Here is a 19,380-nt window from a genome sequence, read left to right on the forward strand (position 1 = left end):
TCAAGCGTGCTGCGAAAAAATTTTTCAAATAATACCGAAGCTTACGCGCTGGGCGGGACGTAGCCCTCGGCCTGCGCGTATTCCTCGCCCGAGAGGAACTTGTCCATCTCGGCGGTGAGGAACTTGCGATCATCGGCATTCATCATGTTCAGGCGACGCTCGTTGATCAGCATGGTCTGGTGCTTCTGCCATTCCTCCCAGGCTTTCTTCGAGACGTGCTCGTAGATGTCCTGGCCCTTGGCTCCGGGATAGGGCGCGCGATCGAGGCCGGGCAGCTCTTCTTTGTATTTGCGGCACATCACCAGTCGGGTCATGACATTTCTCCTGCGTTCAACACGTCGGCGGCTCGTTTGAGCAGCTTCTTCACCGGGGCGGCAAGGCCGAGCCGCGGCGGGGTGGCGAGGTTATACCAGAGCCAGTCGGCCTCGGCCACGGCGGGGGCTGCGTCCTCGACGCGCACCAGCCAGGGCTCGATGGCCAGCTGGAAGTGGCTGAAGGTGTGGGTCAGGCCGGCAAGCTCGCGGCGCTCGCCCAGGCGCAAGGCGTGGCGCTGGGCCAGCGGGTCAAGGGCGGCCAGGTCGTCCAGCTCGGGGAAGCTCCACAGCCCGCCCCAGAGTCCGGTCGATGGGCGGCGATAGAGCAGGATGTCGCCCTCGCGGTTGGCCAGGATCGGCATCAGCGTGCGCTTCTGTGGCAACGCCTTGCGCGGCTTGGACACCGGGAAGTCGGTCTCGCGGCCGAGGAAGTGCGCGCGGCAGCCCTCGCGCAGCGGGCAGAGCAGGCAGCTCGGCTTGCTGCGGGTGCAGAGGGTGGCGCCCAGGTCCATCATTGCCTGGGTGTAGTGGTTGACCCGCTCCTGCGGGGTGAAACGCTCGGCGGCCTCCCACAGTAGCTTGGCCACCTTTGGCTCGCCGGGATAGCCGTCGCAGGCGATGTAGCGCGCCAGCACGCGCTTGACGTTGCCGTCGAGGATCGGCGCACGCAGGCCCATGGAGATACTGGCGATGGCGCCGGCAGTGGAGCGGCCGATGCCGGGCAGCTCGGCGAGTTGCTCGACGTCGCGGGGGAATTCGCCGCCGTGCTGCTCCATCACCGTCTTCGCGGTCTTGTGCAGGTTGCGCGCGCGGGTGTAGTAGCCCAGGCCCGTCCACAGGTGCAGTACTTCGTCCTCCGGCGCGTTGGCCAGGTCCGCCACCGTCGGCAGCGCGGTCATGAAGCGGTCGTAGTAGCCCATCACGGTGCTGACCTGGGTCTGCTGCAGCATGATTTCCGAGACCCACACCCGGTACGGCGTGATGTTCTGCTGCCAGGGCAGGTCATGGCGGCCGTGCGTGTCGAACCAGTCGAGCACGGCCGAATTGAAGCTTTGCGGGGTCACTTCTTGAACAGCCCTTTGAGTGCGTCTTTGAGTTCGGGACTGACCTTGTCGCCGAGCTTCTCTTCGATTTTCTGGTTCAGCCGGTCCCCGGCCAACCGTGCGGCGATCTTGCCGATGCCGTCCTTGTCCAGGCGGCAGGCCTTGGCGCCCAGTTCCAGCGGGCCGCGGCAGCGCAGCGGCCATTCGATGCCGACGTAGCGCTTGTTCACTTCGCAGGCGGGGTCGGGCATGTCGCTCTTGTCGCCTTCGATGGTAACGCCGACGCGGTAGTCCATGCCCAGCACGCGCAGGTCGAGGTCGCCGTCGGCCTTGACGGTCAGGCCGGGGATGCTGGCCTTGAGGTCCGGGTTGCTGGCCACGCCATTCCTGAACACCAGATTGCCCTGCAGTTCGCGGAATGGCGTGTCCTTGCCGCCATGCTCGGCAGTCAGCGACTTGCGGTTGAGGGTGGCGATGCCCTGACACAGTTGCTGTTCGAGGTTGGCGTTGAGCAGCACGCCCTGGGTCAGGACGAAGTGCGCGGTGCCGTTGAGGTTGTCGATCCAGGCTTTCTGGCTATTGCCCTGGGTGGTGATGTCGGCGTCCAGGTCCAGCAGGCCCTTCACCGGTGGTTTCTGGCCCTGGGATTCGAGCAGGCGTTCCACCGGCACGTCGGCGATGTGTTTCTTCGCCTGCAGGGTCGGCACGTCCTGGCGCACGTCGAGGGTGGCGGTGGCGTTGAACTTGCCGTCGTAGAGCTCGCCGCGCAGGTCGTCGAGGTTGAGCAGGCCGCCCTGGCCGCGCAGCTTGAGCACGGCGTTGTCGATGGGCAGCTTGTCCAGGGTCAGCTGGCCGAGGTTCAGGCCGGCGTCCAGGTCCAGCGAGCGCAGGCGGGCGATGGGCAGCAGCGGGGCGTCGCTCCAGGCCTGCTGGGTCGGCTGGCTGGGCAGCGGGGTGTCGCCCTTGATGGCGCTCTGCGCGGTGGCGTCGACCTCGGCCTTGCGCGCGCTGTTGCTGGCCTCCTGGGCTTTCTTGACCTTGGCCGGCAGGTAGCGGTCGAGGTTCAGCTTGTCGCCAGCGAGCTGGGCGCGGATGGCCTGCTTGCCGAAGTCGGCGATGCCGAGGTTGCCGCTGAAGGCGCTGTCGTCCAGCTTCAGCTTGATGTCGCCCAGGGTCAGGCTGTTGCGGGTGCCGCTGATGCGGGTGGCCAGCTCCAGCTTGGTCAGCGTGGTGGCGTCGGCCATCTCCGGCAGGGTCTGGCCGATGCCTTCGAGGAATTCGCGCAGGTTGAACGGCGCCAGCGACAGGCCGCCGTCGAACTTGGGCTCCTTATCCAGCTCGCGGGCCTTCAGCTCGCCAAGGGCGCGCAGCTGGTTGATGGTGACCTTCAGGCCGTTCCACTCGGCGACCTGGGCGGCCTGGTCGAGGACCAGCTGGCCCTGGGCACTGTAGTTGGCGGTCTTGCCCTGGAACGGGTCGCCGGAGACTTCGCCGGACAGCTTGGCATCTTCGAGCTGGTAGCGCTTGAGCGCTCGGTCGAAGCGCAGGCTGCCGGTGAGTTCGGTGCGGGCGCGGATCACCGGCTGGTTGGTGCCCAGGTAGGCGCTGAGCTTGACCGGGATGTTGCTGCCTTCGCGGATCGCGCCGGTGGTCAGCTCGATGCCTTCGACGCTGTAGTTCTTGCCGCTCTGGGCGTCGGCGTAGTCGATGCGGGCGTTCTTCACGCTCAGGCTGTCGATGTCCAGCTTCATCGCCTGGTGGCCTTCGCTGGCGGCGGGTTTGCCCGGATCGCCCGGCGCAGGCGCCGGTTGTGCGGCCGGCGGCGTGCCGTTGGCGGGCTGGGCGGGTTTGCCGATGCTTTCCCAGTTGCCGACGCCGTTCTTGTCCTTGTTCAGGGAGAGGGTCAGGCCCTCGACGCGGATGTCGCTCATCTGCACTTCTTTACGCAGCAGCGGCAGCACGCGCACGGACATGGCCAGCAGCTGTGCATCGGCGAACGGCTTGTCCGGCGTCTGCAGGCTTGCCACGCTGGTGTCATGCAGCTCCAGGCCGAGCCAGGGGAACAGGCTCCAGCCGATGTCACCCTTGAGGTTCAGCTCGAGATTGGCCTTGTCCCGGGCGAGCTGGCGGATCTCGTCCTTGTAGTCGTTCGGATCGAAGAAGTGGGTCAGCGCGAAGCCGGCGGCGACGATGAGCAGCAGCAGGACCAGGGCAACGATGCCGATGATTTTGCCGAACGCTTTCATGTACGGGTCCTTGTTCAGGCGGCGGGTGGAGTCGCGGGAAAGTATACCAATGACGCAGCGGCGCCCCAGCCCGGAAAGGCGGAGCCAGGTATTGCGGAGTTTGAACGGGGACTTGCCGCGCGGTTCCCGGCGATGTCGGCTCAGGCTGGCAGCAGTGTCAGGCCCAGGTGCTCGGCAAAGCGCGCGGCTTCGGGCTGGTCCCGCGGAGCGCTCAGGCGCAGCGCGGCGCCCTGCAGGACGGCCAGGCGCTGGGCTTCTTCCAGCAGCCGCCGGGCAACTCCACGGTTGCGAGTGACCTGGCGCACGCACAGGTGGGAAAGCCGCCAGGTGTCGCCGTCGCGCTCGATCCAGGCGGCGCCCAGCAGGCGGTCGTTGAAGCGCCCGGTGAACAGCTGGGCCTCGACGAGCCCGCGGGTGACCAGTTCATCGGCGTCGGCGAAAGGTGCCAGCAGCCACTGCGGCGCGTCGGCGTAGATCTTCAGCAGGTCCTGGCGGTCCTGGTCGCTGGGCTGGGTCAGGTGCTGGACGACGACGGGCATGGGTAATCCTCGGAAGGCGAGCCGCGCAGTGTAGGTCCATCGGCCAGCGCCGACCACCGCCCATAGCCGCGCGGCGCCCGGCGCGCCTATAATGCCGCCCCTTCTTATAATTACGTGCAGTGTTAGCTGTGGAGCTGGTGATGGCCGAACGCAAGGCATCCGTCGCGCGCGACACCCTGGAAACCCAGATCAAGGTTTCCATCGACCTGGATGGAACGGGCAAGGCCCGCTTCGATACCGGGGTTCCCTTCCTCGAGCACATGATGGACCAGATCGCCCGCCACGGCCTGATCGACCTGGACATCGAGTGCAAGGGCGACCTGCATATCGACGACCACCATACCGTCGAAGACATCGGCATCACCCTCGGCCAGGCCTTCGCCAAGGCCATCGGCGACAAGAAGGGCATCCGCCGCTACGGCCACGCCTACGTGCCGCTGGACGAGGCGCTGTCGCGCGTGGTCATCGACTTCTCCGGTCGTCCCGGCCTGCAGATGCATGTGCCGTTCACCCGCGCCAGCGTCGGTGGCTTCGATGTCGACCTGTTCATGGAGTTCTTCCAGGGCTTCGTCAACCACGCCAACGTCACCCTGCACATCGACAACCTGCGCGGGCACAACACCCACCACCAGATCGAGACGGTGTTCAAGGCCTTCGGTCGCGCGCTGCGCATGGCCATCGAGCTGGACGAGCGTATGGCCGGCCAGATGCCGTCCACCAAAGGGTGCCTGTAATGCAGACCGTAGCCGTCATCGACTACGGCATGGGTAACCTGCACTCGGTGTCCAAGGCGCTGGAGCGCGTGGGTGCCGGTCGCGTGCTGGTGACCAGTGACGCCAATGTGATTCGCGAGGCGGACCGCGTGGTGTTTCCCGGTGTCGGCGCGATCCGCGACTGCATGGCCGAGATCAAGCGCCTGGGCTTCGACAGCCTGGTGCGCGAGGTCAGCCAGGACCGCCCGTTCCTCGGCATCTGCGTCGGCATGCAGGCGCTGCTGGAGCGCAGCGAGGAGAACGACGGCGTCGACTGCATCGGCCTGTTCCCCGGTCAGGTGCGCTTCTTCGGCAAGGACCTGCACGAGGACGGCGAGCACCTGAAGGTGCCGCACATGGGCTGGAACGAAGTGGCGCAGAGCGTCGATCACCCGCTTTGGCACGACATCCCGGACCGCGCGCGCTTCTACTTCGTGCACAGCTATTACATCCAGGCCGGTAACCCGCGCCAGGTGGTCGGTCGCGGTCATTACGGCGTCGACTTCGCCGCCGCGCTGGCCGACGGCTCGCGCTTCGCCGTGCAGTTCCACCCGGAGAAGAGCCATACCCATGGCCTGCAGCTGCTGCAGAACTTCGCCGCCTGGGACGGGCGCTGGTAAGCCATGGCCCGCCAGAAGGACAAGCCGGCGATCCTCGAGCTCGACGGCGCCCAGCGCCAGAGCGCGGCGCGGGCGATCCAGCGTTTCCTCGAAGATCGCTTCGAGCTGGACGTCGGCTCCTTCGAGGCCGAAGAGGCGCTGGACTTCTTCCTGCGCGAGTTCGGCCCGCTGTTCTACAACAAGGCGATCTTCGACGTGCAATCTCACCTGAAAGACCGGTTCGAGAGCATCGAAAGCGACTTGTGGGCGCTCGAGAAGAGCTGACCCGACCCCATTCATCTTTGGATTCGAGCAGGTTCAACCCATGCTGATCATCCCCGCAATCGATCTGAAAGACGGCGCCTGCGTGCGCCTGCGCCAGGGCCTGATGGACGACGCCACGGTGTTCTCCGATGACCCGGTGTCCATGGCCGCCAAGTGGGTGGAGGGCGGTTGCCGCCGTCTGCACCTGGTGGACCTGAACGGCGCCTTCGAAGGCAAGCCGGTCAACGGCGACGTGGTCACTGCCATCGCCAAGCGCTACCCGACGCTGCCGATCCAGATCGGCGGCGGCATCCGTTCGCTGGAAACCATCGAGCACTATGTCCGCGCCGGCGTCAGCTACGTGATCATCGGCACCAAGGCGGTCAAGCAGCCGGAATTCGTCGCCGAAGCGTGCAAGGCCTTCCCGGGCAAGGTCATCGTCGGCCTCGACGCAAAGGACGGCTTCGTCGCCACCGATGGCTGGGCGGAAGTGAGCTCGGTGCAGGTCATCGACCTGGCCAAGCGTTTCGAGGCCGATGGCGTCTCGGCGATCGTCTACACCGACATCGCCAAGGACGGCATGATGCAGGGCTGCAACGTCGAAGCCACCGCGGCCCTGGCCAACGCCACGCGCATCCCGGTGATCGCTTCGGGCGGCATCCATAACCTGGGTGACATCCAGAAGCTGCTGGACGCCCGCACCCCGGGCATCGTCGGCGCCATCACCGGCCGCGCGATCTACGAAGGCACCCTGGACGTCGCCGAAGCCCAGGCGCTGTGCGACAGCTTCAAGGGCTGACCTGAACGCAGGCCGGGCTTGCCGCGAAACGGCATGGCCCGGCACTGAGGACCTGGGGTGGTCCGGCAGTCTGGGTATCGCTGCACTCCACCCATCCTACGAGAGCATTGCTATGGCACTGGCTAAACGCATCATTCCCTGCCTCGACGTGGACAACGGCCGCGTGGTGAAGGGCGTCAAGTTCGAGAACATCCGCGACGCCGGCGACCCGGTGGAAATCGCCCGTCGCTACGACGAGCAGGGCGCGGACGAGATTACCTTCCTCGACATCACCGCCAGCGTCGATGGCCGCGACACCACCCTGCATACCGTCGAGCGCATGGCCAGCCAGGTGTTCATCCCGCTGACCGTGGGCGGCGGCGTCAGGACGGTGCAGGACATCCGCAACCTGCTCAATGCCGGTGCGGACAAGGTCTCGATCAACACCGCCGCGGTGTTCACCCCGGAATTCGTCGGCGAAGCCGCCGCACGCTTCGGCTCGCAGTGCATCGTGGTCGCGATCGACGCGAAGAAAGTCTCGGGCACCGGCGAAACCCCGCGCTGGGAAATCTTCACCCACGGCGGCCGCAAGCCCACCGGGCTGGACGCAGTGGAGTGGGCGAAGAAGATGGAAGGCCTCGGCGCTGGTGAAATCCTCCTGACCAGCATGGACCAGGACGGCGTGAAGAGCGGTTACGACCTGGGCGTGACCCGCGCGATCAGCGAGGCAGTGGGCGTGCCGGTGATCGCTTCCGGTGGCGTCGGCAACCTGGAGCACCTGGCCGCCGGCATCATCGAGGGCAAGGCCGACGCGGTGCTCGCGGCGAGCGTCTTCCACTTCGGTGAGTACAGCGTGCCGGAGGCCAAGGCCTACCTGGCCAGCCGCGGCATCGTCGTGCGCTGATCCCCTCCGGGCCGGGGTTCTCCCGGCCCGATGGCTTTCTCCCGAGCCTTCCTTCCCCGCCGCATCCTTTCCCTGCGCGTGATGCTCACCGGCCGGTGGCTGAGGTCAAGGTACTGGCGCGCCTGAGTCAAGGTACTGACGTTCCGGATTCCAGGTGCTGGCGTATCTATGTCCCATTGCCACATTCATAGGGTTTATTGGCGTCAATTCTCCGAGTAAGCTCTGCGCCTTCTCAGAAATGTCATACGCAGGAAATATCTCGATGCTGAAGCGCATTCTGCTCGCATGGCTAGGCTGCGGCCTGCTTCTGGCCAGTGCGGCAAGGGCTGAAACGGATTCTTCGGACTACAGCGTGGTGCTGCTCACCGAGAACTTCCCTCCCTACAACATGGCCATCAACGGCAAGAACTTCGCCCAGGAAGACAGCATCGACGGCATCGCCGTGGATATCGTCAAGGAGATGTTCAAGCGTGCCGGCGTGCAGTACAGCCTGACCCTGCGCTTCCCCTGGGACCGCATCTACAAGCTGGCGCTGGAGAAGCCCGGCTACGGCGTGTTCGTCACCGCGCGCCTGCCCGAGCGCGAGAGCCAGTTCAAGTGGGTCGGCCCGATCGGCCCGGACGACTGGGTCCTGCTGGCCAAGGCTGACAGCCCCATCACCCTGAACAACCTGGATGAAGCCAAGCAGTACCGTGTCGGCGCCTACAAGGGGGACGCCATGGCCCAGTACCTGGGCGAACACGGCTTCGAGCCGGTGCTGGCGCTGCGTGACCAGGAGAATGCCGCCAAGCTGCGCGACGGTCAGATCGACCTGTGGGCCAGTGGCGATCCGGCAGGCCGCTACCTGGCCAAGCAGGTGGGCGTCACCGGGCTGAAGACCGTACTGCGCTTCAACAGCGACCAGCTGTTCCTCGCGCTGAACCGCGAGACCCCGGACGCAGTGGTACAGAAGCTGCAGGGTGCGCTGGACAAGATGCGCGCCGAAGGCTTCGTCGACGACGTGCTCAACAGTTACCTGTAACACCCGAAGGCCGGCCACTCGCCGGCCTTTGTGTTTGGCGCCGACATCCCTCGGTGCCGGTTTTGCCACGGAAGGCAGACGAGCGAAGTATTCCGTCCCCCCTGCAGGGATGCCGCAAGCCCAATAACGATAACCAAGCGAGCGGTATGACCATGCTGAAAGTCCTGACCAGGACCCTGACCCTGGGTCTGTTGCTGGGGGCCGCCACGGCCCGCGCCGAGTTGCCCGCCGATTACAAGATGGTGCTGCTCACCGAGAACTTCCCGCCGTTCAACATGGCGGTGGATGACAAGAACTTCGCCCGTGACGACGGTATCGACGGCATCAGCGCGGACATCGTCCGCGAGATGTTCAAGCGCGCCGGCATCCACTACAGCCTGAGCCTGCGCTTCCCCTGGGATCGCCTGTACAAGCTGGCCCTCGACAAGCCTGACTACGGGCTGTTCTCCACCACCTATACCCCCGAGCGCGTGCCGCTGTTCAAGTGGGTCGGGCCGATCGCCAAGACCCACTGGGTGCTGCTCGCGCCGCCGGGCAGCTCGATCAAGGTGAAGGACCTCAAGGACGCCGCCAAGTACAAGCTCGGAGCCTACAAGAACGACGCCGTCAGCCAGAACCTGGAGAGCCAGGGCATCCCGGTGATCAACGCGCTGCGTGACCAGGAAAACGTGAAGAAGCTGACCACCGGCGAGATCGACCTGTGGGCCACCACCGACCCGGTGGGCCGCTACCTGGCCAAGCAGGAAGGCGTGTCCGGCCTGCAGACCGTGCTGCGCTTCAACGAGGCCCAGTTGTACCTGGCGATCAACAAGAACACCCCGGACGAGGTGGTGGCGAAGCTGCAGAAGGCGCTGGACGAGATGCGCGCCGATGGCTTCATCGAGCAGGCGACCAATAACTATCTGTAAATCACTGGGGCGCCGTCTGACTTCAGGATTGAAGCTTGGCACCAAGCTGCGCCCTCTTCCTTTAGGGAGAGGGTTGGGGAGAGGGTCTAACAGGCAACTCCGACGTTAAGGGTTGCCCTCTCCCCCCGCCCTCTCCCTGAAGGGAGAGGGAGCTATTCGTGCGAGCCCCAGGTTCCGCGCCCGCCGGCTACTGAATCAGCGGTAAACCCCATCCCGCCCATGCCCCGCCATGGCGCGGTTGCCGCGCTCGGCGATCATCAGCGCCGGCTGCACCAGCTCGAAGCCCTGGGCCTTGAGGGTCGGCAGCACGCGCTTGAGCACCGCCAGGGTCGCCGGCTTCGGGTGCCCGATCATCACCACCGTGCCCTGCTTGCGCGCCAGCGCGAGGCCGCGCTGCATCTGCTCCAGCACTGCAGCTTCGCTCGGGTCATCGTCGAGGAACACATCCCGCGACAGGCTGGCGAGGCCGATCTTCTGCGCCTCGGCGGCAGCCACGGTGGCGGCGCTGGTGCGGCTGTCGAGCAGGAACAGGTGGCGGCGCTGCAGCTCCGCGGCCAGCCAGGCCATGGCCGGGCGGTCGGCGGTCATGCGGCTGCCTTCATGGTTGTTCACACCCTGCACGTAGGGCACCTTCGCCAGTGCGGCGTCGAGACGGCGCGCGCGCTCATCCTGGGTCAGTTCCGGGGTCCAGGCGTAGTCACCGCCGGCGGGGTCCATCGGCATGTGCAGCATCACGGTGCGCCCGCGATGGTGCGCCTCGCGCGCCAGTTCGGCGGCATGGGGCGTGTCGGGGATGATCGCCAGGGCGATGGCGGGGGAGATGTCGAGCACCTGGCGGTCACGCGCCAGGTTCTGCCCGAGGTCGTCGATGACGATGCTGACCAGCGGCTTGCCGCCGTCCGGCCGGGGCGCGGCGGCCACCGGCAGGCACAGCAGCGCCAGGCACAGGCCGAAAAGCAGCCGGGCCGGGCGCATCGGTCAGTTGTTGCCGCGGCTGACGCTGAGTCCTTTCAGCAGGCTGAGGGCTTGGCTGAGCTGGTAGTCGCCATCCTGCGGGCGATCCACCGGAGGCTTGCCGGAGGTGGTCGGACGATCCTGGCCACCGTTGCCGTTGGCCAGGTGGCCTTGCAGGTCGGCTTCCTTGAAGCCGTCGAACTCGCTCTTCTCGCGGGTCACCTTGGCGCGTTCCACCTCGATGTCCGGGGTGATGCCCTGGGCCTGGATCGAGCGGCCATTGGGGGTGTAGTACAGCGCGGTGGTGAGCTTCAGGGCGCGGTCGTTGTTCAGCGGCAGCACGGTCTGCACCGAGCCCTTGCCGAAGCTGTCGGTACCCATGAGGATCGCACGCTTCTGGTCCTGCAGGGCGCCGGCGACGATCTCGGCCGCCGAGGCGCTGCCGCCGTTGATCAGCACCACCAGCGGGACGCCGTCGCTCGGGTCCGCCGGGTCGGCGGAGAAGCGCAGCTCGGAGTTCGGGATGCGGCCCTTGGTGTAGACGATCAGGCCCTTGGTGAGGAAGGCGTCGGCCACTTCCACCGCGGACTGCAGCACGCCGCCGGGGTTGTTGCGCAGGTCCAGCACAATGCCCTTGAGCTTGCCCTTGTTGTCGTTGCGCAGCTTGGACAGCGCCTTGACGGTCTCCTCGCCGGTGTTCACCTGGAACTGGGTGATGCGCAGGTAGCCATAGCCCGGTTCGAGCAGCTGGCTCTTCACGCTCTTGACCTTGATGACGGCGCGCTTGAGGGTCACGTCGAACGGCTTGCCGCCGCCGCGCACGATGGTCAGGGTGATCGGCGAGCCGGCCTTGCCGCGCATGCTGTCCACCGCCTCGTTCATCGACTGGCCCTTGGTCGGCTTGCCGTCGATCTTGACGATCAGGTCGCCCGGCTGGATGCCGGCGTTGGCCGCCGGGGTGTCGTCGATCGGCGAGATCACCTTGACGAAGCCATCCTCGCTGCCGACCTCGATGCCCAGCCCGCCGAACTCGCCGCTGGTGCTTTCCTGCAGCTCGGCGAACTCTTCCGGGCCGAGGTAGGCGGAGTGCGGGTCGAGGTTGCTGAGCATGCCCTTGATGGCATTCTCCAGCAGCGTCTTGTCATCCACCGGTTCGACGTAGGCCGCCTTCACCCGGTCCAGGACCTCGGCAAAGGTACGCAGCTCGTCGAGCGGTAGCGGAGCCTCCTTGCCGTTGGCCGCGGGGGCTGCGGCTGGCGCGTCGGCGGCCTGGACCGCACCGACGCCGAGCAGCAAGGCCAGGGCCAGGGTAGTGAGACGGAAAGCTTGCGACATGTTTGGCTCCTAATGCGTGATCGCCGCTTATCCCTGCGTGCGACACCAGGTCGAAGGGTCCGCCGGGCGGCCCTGATGGCGAATGGCAAAATACACCGCCGGGGTACTCTGACCCCCGCTGGCTCCCACGGTTGCAATGGGATCGCCCGCTTTGACGGTATCGCCGGCGTCCTTCAGAAGACTTTGATTATGCCCATAAAGGCTGAGGTAGCCACCACCGTGGTCGAGAATGACCAGCAGGCCTGAGCCGCGCAGCCAGTCGGCGAACACCACGCGGCCGCCATGCACGGCACGCACGGTACTGCCGGCGTTGGCGCCGATCAGCACGCCATCCCAGGTGGCGCGGGGGTCATCGCCGCGCGGACTGCCGTAGCGCGCCAGCACGCGGCCATCGACCGGCCAGGGCAGCTTGCCCTTGGTGGCGGCGAAGGCGCCGCCGAAGCCGGCGCCGCTGGAAACCAGCGGGCCGCTGTAGTCGGGACGCCTGGAGGGCGTTGCAGGCTTCTCGCCGCGCGCGGCCAGTTCCTGCTCGCGCTTGACCCGCTCGCGCTCGGCGGCCAGGGCGCGCTGGCGCGCTTCCTCGGCTTCGCGGGCCTGGCGGGCGAGGGTTTCCTCGATGGTCTTGAGGACCTTGTTCAGGTCGTCCTGGCTTTGTTCGCGGTCCTTGAGCTTGCTGCTGCCGTCCTTCAGATCGCTGTTGAGCTTGGCCAGAGTCTCCTGGCGCGCCTTGCGGGCGTCGGCCAGTTCCTGGCGGCGGGCTTCGAGGGCGGTCTGCTGGGCGACCTGCTCGTCCTTCTGCGAGGTGATTTCCTGTTCGACGTTGCTCAGCTGGCGCAGGGTCTCGTTGAAGGCCGAGAGCTGCTCCAGGCGCGCCTTGTTGATGTAGTCGTAATAGGTGAGGGTGCGGCTGAACTTCTCGGGATGTTCCTGGTTCAGCAGCAGCTTGAGGTACTCCTGGCGGCCGCTCTGGTAGGCGGCGCGGGCCTGGATGGCGATCAGGCGCTGCTGTTCAAGGCGTGCGCCCTGGAGTTTTTTTTTCTCCGAATCGAGGCGCTGCAGCTCGTCCTCGTTCTTCTTCATCTCGTCCTGGATCTGCCGGATCTGCTTTTCCAGGTCGCCCATCTGGGTTTCGGTGGACTTGAGCTGCTTCTGCACCCCTGACTTCTCGTCCTGGATGTTCTTCAGGTTCTTCTTCAGCTCATTGATGTCTTTCTGCGTCTGCTCCAGCTGACGTTGGGCGTCGGCGCGTTCGTCGGCAACGACCGCGAGCGGGCTCAGGAGGCAGATCAGCAGCAGCGGGAGGAGGGCGCGAGGCATTGGGTGGCGGGCACCTGGATTCTGGACCGGGCTAGTATGCCCGTGGCGGGCGCTAAAAAAAACGCCCCAGGCCGCATGGCGTGGGGCGTTTGCTCTGACCGGCGGGAGATGGCTCACGTTCCCGCCCGATTGTGGCCCTTAAAGCAGGGTGACAATCGATTTGCCGGTCATCTCTTTCGGCTGCTCCAGACCCATCAGATTCAGCAGGGTCGGGGCCACGTCGGCGAGCACGCCGCCCTCGCGGATGCTCACCTTGCGCTTGCCGACATAGACGAACGGCACCGGCTCGCAGGTGTGCGCGGTGTGTGCCTGGCCGGTCATGGCGTCTTCCATCTGCTCGACGTTGCCGTGGTCGGCAGTGATCAGGGCTTCGCCGCCGACCTTGTCCAGCGCCTCGACGATCCGACCGACGCAGGTATCCAGGCACTCGACGGCTTTCACCGCGGCCTCGAACACGCCGGTGTGGCCGACCATGTCGCCGTTGGCGTAGTTGACGATGATCACGTCGAAGCGCTGGTGCTCGATGGCGTCGACGATCCGGTCGGTGACTTCCGGCGCGCTCATTTCCGGCTGCAGGTCATAGGTGGCGACCTTGGGCGAAGGGATGAGGATGCGCTCTTCGCCTTCGAACGGCTCTTCGCGGCCGCCGGAGAAGAAGAAGGTCACGTGGGCGTACTTCTCGGTCTCGGCGATGCGCAGCTGGGTCTTGCCGTTCTTGGCCAGGTACTCGCCCAGGACGTTGTCCAGGGATTCGGGCTTGAACGCGCTGGGCGCCGGGATGCTCGCCGCGTACTGAGTCAGCATCACGTACTGCGCCAGGTGCAGCTCGCGCTGGCGCGGGAACTCCTTGAAGCCCGGCTCGACGAAGGCGCGCGACAGTTCGCGGGCGCGGTCGGCGCGGAAGTTCATGAAGACCACGGCATCGCCGTCCTCCACGCGCACCTGTTCGCCAATGCGGGTGGCCTTGACGAATTCGTCGCTCTCGCCGCGCTCATAGGCAGCGTTCAGCGCGCCCACGGCGGTGTCGGCGGTGAATTCGGCGGTGCCGTCGGTGATCAGGTTGTAGGCGGCTTCGACGCGGTCCCAGCGATTGTCGCGGTCCATGGCGAAGTAGCGGCCGATGATGCTGGCGGTGCGGCCCTTGCCGATGCGGGTGAAGGCGTCGTCGAGCAGCTTCAGCGAAGGCTCGGCGCTCTTGGGCGGCGTGTCGCGGCCGTCGAGGAAGGCGTGCAGGTAGATTTTCTGCGCGCCACGCTGGGCGGCCAGCTCGGCCATGGCGATCAGGTGGTCCTGGTGGCTGTGCACGCCGCCATCGGAGAGCAGGCCGAGGATGTGCACGGCCTTGCCGGCGCCTGCAGCCTGGTCGACGGCGCCGGTCAGCACCGGGTTCTGGAAGAACTCGCCGTCGCGGATGGCCTTGGTGACGCGGGTGAAGTCCTGGTAGACGACACGGCCGGCGCCCAGGTTCATGTGGCCTACCTCGGAATTGCCCATCTGCCCGTCGGGCAGGCCGACATCCATGCCCGAGCCGGAGATCAGGCCGTTGGGCTGGTTGGCCAGCAGGCGGTCCCAGTTGGGCTTCTTCGCGGCGTAGATGGCGTTGAATTCAGGGCTCTCGCTATGGCCGAAGCCGTCCAGGATGATCAGGACCAGCGGTTTGCGCGTTGCAGTCATAGGTACGGCTCTTTCCGAGAATAGGGGTCAGAAAAGGACCGACATTTTACCGGTTGGTGCCGACAGACGCCATGATTGGCAGGGTTCAGCCGTCAGATACGCGCGTGTATACTGGCCGGCATTTTTACGTCTGGATGTCCTGCGCATGTCTTCGTTTCTTCCTCGTCTGATCGAATTCGCCACCCACCACTACCTGCTGGTCGGTGCCCTGGTCATCCTGCTGGTGCTGCTGGCCCTGCACGAAATGCGCAAGGGCGGCCGCGCGCTGTCCACCCGCGAGCTGACCGCCATGGTCAACGCCGAGCAGGCCGTGGTGCTGGATATCCGCCCGACCAAGGAGTTCGCCAGCGGCCACATCGTCGGCGCGTTGAACATTCCGGCGGACAAGCTGAACGCCCGCCTGAGCGAGCTGGACAAGCACAAGGCCAAGACCATCATCGTGGTCGATGGCATGGGCCAGCACTCGGGCACCTGGTGCAGTGTGCTGCAGAAGGCCGGCTACACCGCCGCCAAGCTCTCCGGCGGCATCGGCAGCTGGCGCGGCGACAACCTGCCCCTGGTGAAATGAGATGTCGTCGACCTTGATCTACACCAGCGCGTGGTGCCCTTATTGCATCCGCGCCAAGGCCCTGCTGGACAAGAAGGGTGTCGCCTACGAGGAAATCTCCGTGGACGGCAAGCCTGGCGTGCGCGCCGAGATGGCCAGCAAGGCGGGTCGGACTTCAGTGCCGCAGATCTGGATCGACGGAACCCACATCGGCGGCTGCGACGATCTTTACGCGCTGGAACGCGCGGGCAAGCTGGATACGCTGCTCTCGGCGTAATTCCTCATTCTGAAACGATGCACAAGAAGGTCCCGAAATGACTGAACAAGCCAGCAACGGCGCAGCCGAACAAGACAACAACCCGCAGTTCTCGCTGCAGCGCATCTACGTGCGCGACCTCTCCTTCGAGGCCCCTAAGGCTCCGGAAATCTTCCGTCAGGAGTGGCAGCCGAGCATCGCCATGGACCTCAACACCCGTCAGAAGCAACTGGACGGCGACTTCTACGAAGTGGTCCTGACCGTTTCGGTGACCGTGAAGAACAACGAGGAAACCGCTTTCATCGTTGAAGTGCAGCAGGCCGGCATCTTCCTGATCAAGGGCCTGGACGCGTCCAGCATGAGCCACACCCTGGGCGCCTTCTGCCCGAACATCCTCTTCCCGTACGCCCGCGAGACCCTGGACAGCCTGGTTGTCCGCGGTTCGTTCCCGGCGCTGATGCTGTCCCCGGTGAACTTCGATGCGCTGTACGCGCAGGAAATCGCCCGCATGCAGGCATCCGGCGAGATCCCGGCCCAGTAATCACTGACGCCGAACGAGAAAGGCGCCTTCGGGCGCCTTTTTCTTTGCCTGCGATTCGGGGTTGATCGATTTTTGATCAGGGTCGTGCGTGCTGCAGGGCCCAAGGCCTAGGTACGCTTATCCACAGGCTGTTCCAGCAGTTGCTCAGGGCTGCTGTGGGTAAGGGCGGCGCGTTCGAGTTTGGTGCATGCGCACTAGCAGGGCGCAGCCAACGCCGCGGCGGAGAGGACCTGTAATCCCCGGCGTAGACACCGGCGGGTGCTGTTTCGAACGCTTGTGGATATCGCCGGAAGCCCCTGGCTACGGGACTTTCAGCCAGCCGGGGAGCGACATGGGCGTGGGGCGCAATGCCTTGCGAGCAATCTTGGCACGCCCTCTGCAATACCCCTGATAACAGCGATTTCAGGGGCCTCGGTACAGGCAGGCTGGGGAACCCCTCTTTTACAACTTGCGAGCGTGCCGCCCGAAGCGGTGGCCGTCGCAGCCGGTTCGGGGGTCCTGGTACAGGCAGGCCGGGAAAGCCCCCTTTTTATGCCCGCAGGCGCGCCTAGGCGCACCGCGCACCCGTTAGGGGTCCTGGTACAGGCAGGCCGGGTAAACCCCTCTTTTATGCCTGCGAACCCCTTCGGTGGGTTCGCTTCCCGCTTCGGGGCCCCGGACCAGGCAGGCCGGGAAAACCCCGCTTTTATTCGGGCCGCGCGCTGATGCTCAGGCGCCACCGGCCCCCGGCCTCGGCACTGTCCCAGCTGCCCTGCAGGCGCCGGGTCGACAGCAGCGTCAGCAGAACCCCGCGCTCCCTTGGCTCCAGCTTCCAGCGCACCGGCGCATCGCCGATCCGCAACTGACCCTGCTGGGCGGTGCCGCTGGCATCGATCTGCACCGCCAGGGCGCCATCCAGATGGCCGGCGCGCACTGCCGGCTGTGAGTCCAGAGTCAGTACCAGTCCATCGACGGACGGCTCTACGGCAAGGATCTGCGGGGGGCCCTCGTGCGGCGGATTCACCAGGCGGCCAAGCATCAGCCCCAGCAGCAGGCCGAGCACGCACAGCGACACCAGCACCTTGAGCCAGGGCCTGGGCCGCATTTGCTCCTTGGCGGGGGTAGAATGCCCGCCGTTCTCAGGCTCGGAGCGCTGCATGTTCCACGTAATCCTTTTTCAACCGGAAATCCCCCCAAACACCGGCAACATTATCAGGCTGTGCGCCAATGCGGGTTGCAGCCTGCACCTGATCGAGCCGCTGGGCTTCGAGCTGGACGACAAGCGCCTGCGCCGCGCCGGGCTCGACTACCACGAGTACGCCAGCGTGAAGCGCTATGCGACGCTCGAAGAGTGCTTGCAGCAGCTCGGCCAGCCGCGGGTGTTCGCCTTCACCACCAAGGGCTCGCAGCCGTTCCATGAAGTGGCTTATGAGCGCGGCGATGCCTTCCTGTTCGGGCCGGAAAGCCGCGGCCTGCCGGAAGAAGTGCGTGACGCCCTGCCGCCGGAACACCGCGTGCGCCTGCCGATGCGCCCGGGCTGCCGCAGCCTGAACCTGTCCAACACGGTGGCGGTGACGGTCTACGAAGCCTGGCGTCAGCACGGCTTCGCGATGGATTGAGCGTTTTCTGATCGATCCGCGCAAACCCGCGCCGGGAGGGGAGCGCAGCGGCTTGCCCCAAGCTTATCCACAGACGGGCACACAGTGGATGTGGGCAAGCCGGAAATTCCTGCACAGAAACCACGCAAACCTCCAGACCGCGCGTGCTCTGGGCTGTAGCACGTTCCTTCCCCGTTCCGTGCACAGGCTTATCCACAGGTTCTGTGGATGGATGTTGCGGGTGTGTGACTGCACCGGCCTGCCGGGAATGGCGGGGGCGCAGGAGCGGACTCCGTCCGCGATTGGCCAGAGCCGGTAGCGCGCTCACGGCGATGGAAGAAAAAAGGGGCCTTGCGGCCCCTGTTTCATCGCAGGACCTCAGTCCTCGCCATCCTCGTCCGGGCCGTCGATCTTCATGCCCAGCTCCTTGATCTTGCGGGTCAGGGTATTGCGGCCCCAACCCAGCAGCACGGCGGCATCGCGGCGGCGGCCGGCAGTGTGCTTGAGCGCGGTCTCGATCATGATCCGTTCGAAGGCCGGCACTGCGGTGTCGAGCAGGCTGGACTGGCCACGTCCCAGTGCCTGGTCGGCCCAGTGGCGCAGGGCCTGTTCCCAGTTGGCGGCCGGTACGCTGTCCTGCGGCTGGGTCATCAGCTCCGGCGGCAGGTCGTCGATGTGCACCTCGCGGCCGGAAGCCATGACGGTGATCCAGCGGCAGGTGTTCTCCAGCTGGCGCACGTTGCCCGGCCAGCCGAGATTCTTCAGGTATTCCTCGGTCTCCGGCTTGAGCAGCTTGGGCTCCACCGCCAGTTCCTGCGCCGCTCGGGAGAGGAAGTGTCGGGCCAGCGCCGGGATGTCTTCGCGGCGGTCCGCCAGGCGCGGGATATGTACGCGGATGACATTCAGGCGGTGGAACAGGTCCTCGCGGAACTTGCCCTCGCGCACCAGGTTTTCCAGGTTCTGGTGGGTCGCGGCGATGATCCGCACGTCCACCTTCACCGGTGTGTGGCCACCCACGCGGTAGAACTCGCCGTCCGCCAGCACGCGCAGCAGGCGGGTCTGGGTGTCGGCCGGCATGTCGCCGATCTCGTCGAGGAACAGCGAGCCGCCGTCGGCCTGCTCGAAGCGGCCGCGACGCTGGTTGGCCGCGCCGGTGAAGGCGCCTTTCTCGTGGCCAAACAGCTCGGACTCCATCAGGTCCTTCGGGATCGCCGCCATGTTCAGCGCGATGAACGGCGAGGCCGCGCGCGGGCTGTGACGGTGCAGGGCGTGGGCGACCAGCTCTTTACCGGTGCCCGATTCGCCGTTGATCAGCACGGTGATATTGGAGTGCGAGAGGCGGCCGATGGCGCGGAACACCTCCTGCATCGCCGGCGCCTCGCCGATGATTTCCGGGGTGCGCGTCTGGTTGGCCGGCGCTTCCAGGCCCTGTTGCTCCTGGGCGTGCTGGTTGGCGCGCTTGACCAGGGAGACGGCCTCGTCGACGTCGAAGGGCTTGGGCAGGTATTCGAAGGCGCCGCCCTGGTAGGAGGCCACGGCGCTGTCCAGGTCCGAGTGCGCGGTCATGATGATCACCGGCAGGCGCGGGTGCACCTCGCGGATCTGCGCCAGCAGGTCCAGGCCGCTGGAACCGGGCATGCGGATGTCGGAAATGATCACGTCCGGTTGCTGCCGGCCCAGGCGGCTCATCACGCTGTCGGCGCTGTCGAAGCTGACGGTGGTCATGCCTTCCTGTTGCAGGGCTTTTTCCAGTACCCAGCGGATGGAGCGGTCGTCGTCGACGATCCAGACGGTCTCTGATCGGCTCATGG

At 65.9% G+C, this 19,380-nt stretch carries 21 protein-coding genes; 11 read left to right on the plus strand and 10 right to left on the minus strand.

Features of this window, described 5'->3' with window-relative positions:
• Positions 1–41: 41 nt before the first annotated feature.
• The 4 genes from J2T47_RS14520 to panM all read right to left on the minus strand — a co-directional run bounded on the left by J2T47_RS14520 (position 42) and on the right by panM (position 4,142).
• Positions 42–314 carry an oxidative damage protection protein gene (locus tag J2T47_RS14520; RefSeq protein WP_253447882.1) on the minus strand — a complete coding sequence of 91 codons (273 nt, stop codon included), beginning with the start codon at positions 312–314 and terminating at the stop codon, positions 42–44.
• Positions 311–1,378, minus strand: a complete 1,068-nt coding sequence (mutY, locus tag J2T47_RS14525; protein WP_253447885.1) for an A/G-specific adenine glycosylase — start codon at positions 1,376–1,378, stop codon at positions 311–313. Before mutY ends, J2T47_RS14520 begins: the two co-directional genes overlap by 4 nt.
• Entirely contained in the window at positions 1,375–3,603 is a 2,229-nt protein-coding gene (locus J2T47_RS14530; RefSeq protein ID WP_253447888.1) for an AsmA family protein, read from the minus strand. Before J2T47_RS14530 ends, mutY begins: the two co-directional genes overlap by 4 nt.
• Before the next feature lie 140 nt (positions 3,604–3,743).
• Positions 3,744–4,142: an aspartate 1-decarboxylase autocleavage activator PanM gene (gene panM / locus J2T47_RS14535; RefSeq protein WP_253447892.1), complete on the minus strand. Its 399-nt coding sequence runs from the start codon at positions 4,140–4,142 to the stop codon at positions 3,744–3,746.
• A 140-nt stretch (positions 4,143–4,282) separates the two neighbouring features.
• On the opposite strand from panM, the gene hisB reads away from it, so the two are divergent.
• The 7 genes from hisB (at position 4,283) to J2T47_RS14570 (ending at position 9,368) form a co-directional block, all read left to right on the plus strand.
• Complete coding sequence (gene hisB / locus J2T47_RS14540; RefSeq protein ID WP_015479330.1) at positions 4,283–4,876, plus strand: imidazoleglycerol-phosphate dehydratase HisB; 594 nt, start codon at positions 4,283–4,285, stop codon at positions 4,874–4,876.
• On the plus strand, positions 4,876–5,514 hold the full coding sequence (hisH, locus tag J2T47_RS14545; protein ID WP_081515338.1) for an imidazole glycerol phosphate synthase subunit HisH: 639 nt from the start codon (positions 4,876–4,878) through the stop codon (positions 5,512–5,514). Before hisB ends, hisH begins: the two co-directional genes overlap by 1 nt.
• Positions 5,515–5,517: 3 nt before the next feature.
• The gene (locus J2T47_RS14550) at positions 5,518–5,778 is read left to right on the plus strand and encodes a DUF2164 domain-containing protein (RefSeq protein WP_045215778.1); all 261 of its coding nucleotides are present in this window, start codon (positions 5,518–5,520) and stop codon (positions 5,776–5,778) included.
• Positions 5,779–5,818: 40 nt separating this feature from the next.
• Positions 5,819–6,556, plus strand: coding sequence for a 1-(5-phosphoribosyl)-5-[(5-phosphoribosylamino)methylideneamino]imidazole-4-carboxamide isomerase (gene hisA, locus J2T47_RS14555; RefSeq protein WP_253447895.1), 738 nt, complete (start codon positions 5,819–5,821; stop codon positions 6,554–6,556).
• A 112-nt stretch (positions 6,557–6,668) separates the two neighbouring features.
• Positions 6,669–7,439, plus strand: coding sequence for an imidazole glycerol phosphate synthase subunit HisF (hisF, locus tag J2T47_RS14560; protein WP_253447898.1), 771 nt, complete (start codon positions 6,669–6,671; stop codon positions 7,437–7,439).
• 265 nt (positions 7,440–7,704) lie between these two features.
• Positions 7,705–8,460, plus strand: coding sequence for a substrate-binding periplasmic protein (locus J2T47_RS14565; RefSeq protein ID WP_437180982.1), 756 nt, complete (start codon positions 7,705–7,707; stop codon positions 8,458–8,460).
• 152 nt (positions 8,461–8,612) lie between these two features.
• The gene (locus tag J2T47_RS14570) at positions 8,613–9,368 is read left to right on the plus strand and encodes a substrate-binding periplasmic protein (protein ID WP_253447903.1); all 756 of its coding nucleotides are present in this window, start codon (positions 8,613–8,615) and stop codon (positions 9,366–9,368) included.
• Positions 9,369–9,563: 195 nt separating this feature from the next.
• Here J2T47_RS14570 and J2T47_RS14575 read toward each other — a convergent pair whose 3' ends face one another.
• The 4 genes from J2T47_RS14575 to gpmI all read right to left on the minus strand — a co-directional run bounded on the left by J2T47_RS14575 (position 9,564) and on the right by gpmI (position 14,648).
• Positions 9,564–10,343 carry a divergent polysaccharide deacetylase family protein gene (locus J2T47_RS14575; protein ID WP_253447906.1) on the minus strand — a complete coding sequence of 260 codons (780 nt, stop codon included), beginning with the start codon at positions 10,341–10,343 and terminating at the stop codon, positions 9,564–9,566.
• Between the two features lie 3 nt (positions 10,344–10,346).
• Complete coding sequence (locus tag J2T47_RS14580) at positions 10,347–11,657, minus strand: S41 family peptidase (protein ID WP_253447909.1); 1,311 nt, start codon at positions 11,655–11,657, stop codon at positions 10,347–10,349.
• A 27-nt stretch (positions 11,658–11,684) separates the two neighbouring features.
• The gene (locus J2T47_RS14585) at positions 11,685–12,974 is read right to left on the minus strand and encodes a murein hydrolase activator EnvC family protein (protein WP_253447912.1); all 1,290 of its coding nucleotides are present in this window, start codon (positions 12,972–12,974) and stop codon (positions 11,685–11,687) included.
• A gap of 138 nt (positions 12,975–13,112) precedes the next feature.
• A complete protein-coding gene (gpmI, locus tag J2T47_RS14590; RefSeq protein WP_253447915.1) occupies positions 13,113–14,648 on the minus strand; it encodes a 2,3-bisphosphoglycerate-independent phosphoglycerate mutase in 1,536 nt (511 codons plus the stop codon).
• 145 nt (positions 14,649–14,793) lie between these two features.
• Here gpmI and J2T47_RS14595 point away from each other — a divergent pair, with 145 nt between their 5' ends.
• From J2T47_RS14595 to secB, 3 genes are read left to right on the plus strand one after another with little or no spacing between them, the layout of a single operon-like run.
• Positions 14,794–15,216, plus strand: a complete 423-nt coding sequence (locus J2T47_RS14595; RefSeq protein ID WP_253447918.1) for a rhodanese-like domain-containing protein — start codon at positions 14,794–14,796, stop codon at positions 15,214–15,216.
• Between the two features lies 1 nt (position 15,217).
• Entirely contained in the window at positions 15,218–15,472 is a 255-nt protein-coding gene (gene grxC / locus J2T47_RS14600; RefSeq protein ID WP_045215790.1) for a glutaredoxin 3, read from the plus strand.
• Positions 15,473–15,509: 37 nt separating this feature from the next.
• On the plus strand, positions 15,510–15,992 hold the full coding sequence (secB, locus tag J2T47_RS14605) for a protein-export chaperone SecB (protein WP_017517171.1): 483 nt from the start codon (positions 15,510–15,512) through the stop codon (positions 15,990–15,992).
• A 685-nt stretch (positions 15,993–16,677) separates the two neighbouring features.
• Here secB and J2T47_RS14610 read toward each other — a convergent pair.
• The gene (locus tag J2T47_RS14610) at positions 16,678–17,076 is read right to left on the minus strand and encodes a hypothetical protein (protein WP_253447921.1); all 399 of its coding nucleotides are present in this window, start codon (positions 17,074–17,076) and stop codon (positions 16,678–16,680) included.
• Between the two features lie 52 nt (positions 17,077–17,128).
• Between J2T47_RS14610 and trmL the strand changes: the two genes are divergently transcribed.
• A complete protein-coding gene (trmL, locus tag J2T47_RS14615) occupies positions 17,129–17,590 on the plus strand; it encodes a tRNA (uridine(34)/cytosine(34)/5-carboxymethylaminomethyluridine(34)-2'-O)-methyltransferase TrmL (protein ID WP_253447924.1) in 462 nt (153 codons plus the stop codon).
• A 357-nt stretch (positions 17,591–17,947) separates the two neighbouring features.
• Here trmL and ntrC read toward each other — a convergent pair whose 3' ends face one another.
• Entirely contained in the window at positions 17,948–19,378 is a 1,431-nt protein-coding gene (ntrC, locus tag J2T47_RS14620; protein WP_253447927.1) for a two-component system response regulator NtrC, read from the minus strand.
• Positions 19,379–19,380 lie beyond the last annotated feature (2 nt).

Origin of the sequence: Pseudomonas nitroreducens (assembly GCF_024170165.1) — a bacterium.
GTDB lineage: Bacteria > Pseudomonadota > Gammaproteobacteria > Pseudomonadales > Pseudomonadaceae > Pseudomonas > Pseudomonas nitroreducens_C.

What these genes read in the sequence shown, in the direction of transcription:
- hisA (WP_253447895.1), top strand. Translation starts at nt 5,819, where the DNA reads ATGCTGATCATCCCCGCAATCGATCTGAAAGACGGCGCCTGCGTGCGC.
- panM (WP_253447892.1), bottom strand. Translation starts at nt 4,142, where the DNA reads ATGCCCGTCGTCGTCCAGCACCTGACCCAGCCCAGCGACCAGGACCGC.
- secB (WP_017517171.1), top strand. Translation starts at nt 15,510, where the DNA reads ATGACTGAACAAGCCAGCAACGGCGCAGCCGAACAAGACAACAACCCG.
- J2T47_RS14550 (WP_045215778.1), top strand. Translation starts at nt 5,518, where the DNA reads ATGGCCCGCCAGAAGGACAAGCCGGCGATCCTCGAGCTCGACGGCGCC.
- trmL (WP_253447924.1), top strand. Translation starts at nt 17,129, where the DNA reads ATGTTCCACGTAATCCTTTTTCAACCGGAAATCCCCCCAAACACCGGC.
- J2T47_RS14520 (WP_253447882.1), bottom strand. Translation starts at nt 314, where the DNA reads ATGACCCGACTGGTGATGTGCCGCAAATACAAAGAAGAGCTGCCCGGC.
- ntrC (WP_253447927.1), bottom strand. Translation starts at nt 19,378, where the DNA reads ATGAGCCGATCAGAGACCGTCTGGATCGTCGACGACGACCGCTCCATC.
- gpmI (WP_253447915.1), bottom strand. Translation starts at nt 14,648, where the DNA reads ATGACTGCAACGCGCAAACCGCTGGTCCTGATCATCCTGGACGGCTTC.
- hisB (WP_015479330.1), top strand. Translation starts at nt 4,283, where the DNA reads ATGGCCGAACGCAAGGCATCCGTCGCGCGCGACACCCTGGAAACCCAG.
- J2T47_RS14585 (WP_253447912.1), bottom strand. Translation starts at nt 12,974, where the DNA reads ATGCCTCGCGCCCTCCTCCCGCTGCTGCTGATCTGCCTCCTGAGCCCG.
- J2T47_RS14570 (WP_253447903.1), top strand. Translation starts at nt 8,613, where the DNA reads ATGCTGAAAGTCCTGACCAGGACCCTGACCCTGGGTCTGTTGCTGGGG.
- J2T47_RS14610 (WP_253447921.1), bottom strand. Translation starts at nt 17,076, where the DNA reads ATGCGGCCCAGGCCCTGGCTCAAGGTGCTGGTGTCGCTGTGCGTGCTC.
- J2T47_RS14580 (WP_253447909.1), bottom strand. Translation starts at nt 11,657, where the DNA reads ATGTCGCAAGCTTTCCGTCTCACTACCCTGGCCCTGGCCTTGCTGCTC.
- J2T47_RS14575 (WP_253447906.1), bottom strand. Translation starts at nt 10,343, where the DNA reads ATGCGCCCGGCCCGGCTGCTTTTCGGCCTGTGCCTGGCGCTGCTGTGC.
- hisF (WP_253447898.1), top strand. Translation starts at nt 6,669, where the DNA reads ATGGCACTGGCTAAACGCATCATTCCCTGCCTCGACGTGGACAACGGC.
- grxC (WP_045215790.1), top strand. Translation starts at nt 15,218, where the DNA reads ATGTCGTCGACCTTGATCTACACCAGCGCGTGGTGCCCTTATTGCATC.
- J2T47_RS14595 (WP_253447918.1), top strand. Translation starts at nt 14,794, where the DNA reads ATGTCTTCGTTTCTTCCTCGTCTGATCGAATTCGCCACCCACCACTAC.
- J2T47_RS14530 (WP_253447888.1), bottom strand. Translation starts at nt 3,603, where the DNA reads ATGAAAGCGTTCGGCAAAATCATCGGCATCGTTGCCCTGGTCCTGCTG.
- hisH (WP_081515338.1), top strand. Translation starts at nt 4,876, where the DNA reads ATGCAGACCGTAGCCGTCATCGACTACGGCATGGGTAACCTGCACTCG.